Source organism: Luteimonas endophytica (assembly GCF_029887875.1).
GTDB classification, from domain to species: Bacteria; Pseudomonadota; Gammaproteobacteria; order Xanthomonadales; family Xanthomonadaceae; genus Luteimonas; species Luteimonas endophytica.
The window spans coordinates 1-1,001 of sequence record NZ_JARXRM010000005.1 but is presented as its reverse complement, the minus strand read 5'-3'; the positions used below and the strand labels follow the sequence as shown (position 1 = coordinate 1,001).

The following is a 1,001-nucleotide window of genomic DNA, read 5'->3' as shown; positions in this document are numbered from 1 at the left end:
CCGGCGCGCTGGTCGCCTCGGTGCGGCTGTGCTCCAGCTTCAGGTAGGTGCCCTTGCCCGCCTGCAGGGTCAGGTCGGCCGCCATCAAGGTGTAGTCCTCGCCGGCGCGGTTCTCGTCCACGTAGGTCAGCCCGACGCCGAGGTGGTCGCCGAACCAGTGCTTGCCGCGCACGCCCATGGCGATCTCGTCCGCGTCGAAGCTCGACGGCACCCACTCGTAGTCCACGATCAGGCGCTGTTCGAAGCCGTCCAGCGGCGTGTCGCGGGTGATCGAGGGCAGGTTCTGGCGGGTGATCTGCGACAGCGGCCGGGTCAGCAGCACGCGCCCCTGCAGCTCGTCGATCTCGTAGTCGGCACCGCGCTGCAGCTCGATGCGCTGCTCCACGCGCCCGGTGGTCAGGTCGCGCACCTCGATCACCACGTGGTCCGAGCCCGGCAGCACGTCGGTGTGGCGCAGGTAGTACAGGCTGCCGCTGGTGCCGATGAACTCGCTGTGGCCCGGTGCGGTCTGCGCCTCGGAAGCGAACACGCGCAGCTCGGTGCTTGCATCGCCCCACGGGTTGGCGGCGCGCGAGCGCCAGTTCAGCGCGGCGCCGTACAGCGAGCGCACGTACTGGCCGTACTCGGTACCGGTGATGCCGGTGTGGAAGTTGCCCCACAGCGCCTCGTTCTTGTCCCAGTCGGCGCGCAGGTAGAAGCGCCCCATGGTGTCGACGTCGCGGTAGGTGGTCGAGTCGTCGCCGTAGGTCGGGTAGTACAGGTCCGGGTCCAGGCGCCGGAACACGTCCTGCGGGTCGGCCTGGGTGAAGCCGTCGAACAGGTCCTCCAGCGGCCGGTCCTGGGTGTCGGCCTGGGCGGTCACCAGGTACTTGCCCTTGAACTTGCCCTTGCCGTAGAACGCCAGGCGCCCGTCGCTGAGGATGTCGTCGTCGCGCCCGGCCAGGGCCAGGTCGCGGCCGGGGCCGCTGGCGCTGTTCTCGTACACGGTGAGGTCGGCCAGG

1 pseudogene is annotated in these 1,001 nt (G+C 69.9%); it reads right to left on the bottom strand.

Annotated elements, in window-relative coordinates:
- Positions 1-1,001: pseudogene (locus QFW77_RS00185) on the bottom strand (hypothetical protein); the annotation flags it as partial.